Annotated in this window: 3 protein-coding genes; all 3 read right to left on the reverse strand. The window is 72.7% G+C overall.

Annotated elements, in window-relative coordinates; genetic code table 11:
- On the reverse strand, positions 1 to 984 hold a 984-nt coding region (locus FV220_RS24715; RefSeq protein ID WP_147833551.1), incomplete at its 3' end, for a glycosyltransferase.
- Between the two features lie 16 nt (positions 985 to 1,000).
- On the reverse strand, positions 1,001 to 1,873 hold the full coding sequence (locus FV220_RS24720; RefSeq protein ID WP_147833552.1) for a galactosyltransferase-related protein: 873 nt from the start codon (positions 1,871 to 1,873) through the stop codon (positions 1,001 to 1,003).
- A partial coding sequence (locus FV220_RS24725; protein ID WP_147833553.1) for an HAD-IIB family hydrolase occupies positions 1,863 to 2,681 on the reverse strand: 819 nt, incomplete at its 5' end. The genes FV220_RS24720 and FV220_RS24725, both read right to left, overlap by 11 nt.

The raw sequence follows: 2,681 nt of genomic DNA on the forward strand, positions 1-2,681 counted from the left end.
GAGGAGGTCGCGCCAGCCCTGGAGGTCGCCGGGCCAGTGCGGGGCCTGCACGGCGACGCCGAGGCGCACCAGGGCCTCGGCCTTGCGCGTCTGCTCGCCGAAATAGCGCCATTCGGGCATCACCACGAGGCGCCCGCCCACCCGCGCGACCTCGTGGACCGTGTTGTCGCCGGCGGACGCGATGACGATGTCGGCGGCCGCGAGGTAATCGGTCACGGACGGCACCCAGCCGAGTTCGCGCAGGTTGCCGAAATCGGTCTCGTGGCCCTCGCGGTGGGTCGGCCCCAGGGTCAGCCAGAGGGCGTCCGGCACGGCGCGCGCCGCCACGGTGAGGGGCGCGTAGGGCGTGCCGCTGCCCCCGCCGCCGGTCACGGCGACGACGATCTCCCGGTGGGGATCGAGCCGCAGGCGGGCGCGGGCCTCGGCGCGGGGGAGCACCGGATCGACGCTGGTGCAGAGGCCGCCGCTGTAGAAGGTCCTGGCGCGCAGATAATCCGGGTAATCGTCCTGCTCCAGCCGCTCGTCGAAGGGGGCGAGCATGCCGATACAGGCCTCGTAGGCGCCCACATGGCCGATGTCGGAGCGGTCGCCGTGCATGCGGATCTGGACCGCCGGCACGCTCGCCGCGCGCGCCAGCAGGGCGATCTCGGCCGAGACGTCCACCACGAACAACCCGACCTCCCGGTCGTCGAGATGGTCGAGGATGGTGCGCATGGTCCGGCGCGTCTCCCTCACGCCCAGCGGCACGCAATGCATCACGCGGGGCGTCGGCTCGGCGAACAGGCGCGCGGTGGGCACCCTGGCGCCGATCATGTCGGGCAGGGCGACGATCTCGATGTCGCGGGAGAACCCGTCGAACAGGCTCGGATCGGCGGTGAGGACGGAGACCGGCCGCGTGGCGGAAAACTCGGCCACCACGGCGCGGGTGCGGTTGGCGTGTCCGCGCCCCTGGTGGTGGACGAAGAAGGCGATGGGTTTCGTCATGGGACTCGGGTCGGGGTCAGGAGAACAGGCGCGTGCCGGGCTGCCGGGCGGCGGCGATCTCGGCGGGGTCGGGGGTGCGCAGGCGCCGGATGGAGGTGGCCTGCGCGTCCCAGGCGATGAGGCCGGCATCGCGGAACTGGCCGAGCCAGTATTCCATGCACCAGCTGCCGTGCCGGCCATGGAAGCGGGTGGCGTTGCGCAGGATCGACTCGAAATGCGGCAGGGGCGGCACGTGGACCGGGTGATGCTGGTGGTAGGCCCGCGCGCCCGCGATCCAGAAGGTCGGCAGGCCGGAGGCCGCGAGGCGCAGGGCGAAATCGGTTTCCTCGCCGCCATAGCCCGAGAAGCCCTCGTCCATGCCGCCGACGCTGCGGTAGGCCGAGGCCGGGAGGGCGAAGGACAGGCCCCAGAGCTCCCGCGCCTCGGGCTCCGGGCGCAGTCCGGTCTCCGGGATCGGGGGCTTGGCCGGATGCACCCGCCCGGCACGGTCGAGTGCCTCGCAATCGAGGCTGGCCCCCACTGCGCCCTCGGGCAGGTAGAGCACTTCGCCCAGCAGCAGCGCCTCGGCCTCGGCTCCGGCATAGGCCGCCACCAGACCCGGCCCGGGGATGCAATCCACGTCGAGGAAGATCAGGCGCGAGCCCTGCGCCGCCTCGGCGGCGCGGTTGCGGGCGGCGGCCAGCGGCATCGGCTCCCCTGGTACATGCAGGTGCCGGACGGGACAGCCGGGATCCGGCAGGTCGGGAGCCGGCTCCGGCTGCATCCAGGCGATCACGAGTTCCAGGGGCGCCACCGTCTGCCGGGCGAGCCCGCGCATCAGGTTGCGCAGATGCCCGTCCCGGTGGCGGACCAGGGTGAGAACGCTCACCGAGCACGCTCTAGCCGGCATGGACGGGCATCTTCCGGAAATGCGCCACGCCCTCGATGACGCCGCGGGCATGCGAGGCGCGGGCGACGTAGGAATGGCCGAGCGCCGCATGGGTGGCGAGGTCGTCGGAGAAGTTGGCGACGATGATCGCCTGTCGCCGCACCCGCAGCATCTCCACGTCGTTGCCGGAATCGCCCGCCACGAACACATCGCCCTCGGTAAGGCCGTACAGCGCGCGGACATGGTCGACCGCCGTCCCCTTAGAGGCCGCGGGCGGCAGCACGTCGAGGTAGCGGCCGTGGCTGTGGATGATGGAGGCGGCGAGGCCCGAGGCGTCGAGCCTGCCCCGCACGCGCCGGGCGGTGGCGGCATCGCCGAAATAGCTGAGCTTGTGCGGGCGCTGCTCCAGGGGGCCTTGCGGAACGAGGTCGGGAACCTGCCCGAGCACGGCCCGCACGTCCTCGCGGCTCCAGCCACGGGAGACCGTGTCCCGCCACGCCCGGTCGGCGGTGTAGCTCACCCCGTTGGCATCGAGATGGTAGATCTCCGACCCCACCGACGTGATCATCACCTGGGGGCGCGGGCTCGCCTGCTGCTCCAGGATCGCCATGGCGCTGTGGAACGACCGCCCGGTGGCGACGCCGAAGGCGAGGCCCTCCTGCTCGCTGCGCCAGAGGCGGAACGCGGTGAGGCCGGCGTCGCACCCGACCAGGGTGTTGTCGATGTCGCAGATCAGGAGCTGGCGCGGATGGCTCGACGGCGCCTCGGCCGCCCCGAGGGCGCGCAGCAGGGCGTGGTAGCGCAGGGCGTGCCGGTCCCAATCGTAGGC

This window comes from Methylobacterium sp. WL19 (assembly GCF_008040005.1).
Lineage (GTDB): Bacteria > Pseudomonadota > Alphaproteobacteria > Rhizobiales > Beijerinckiaceae > Methylobacterium > Methylobacterium bullatum.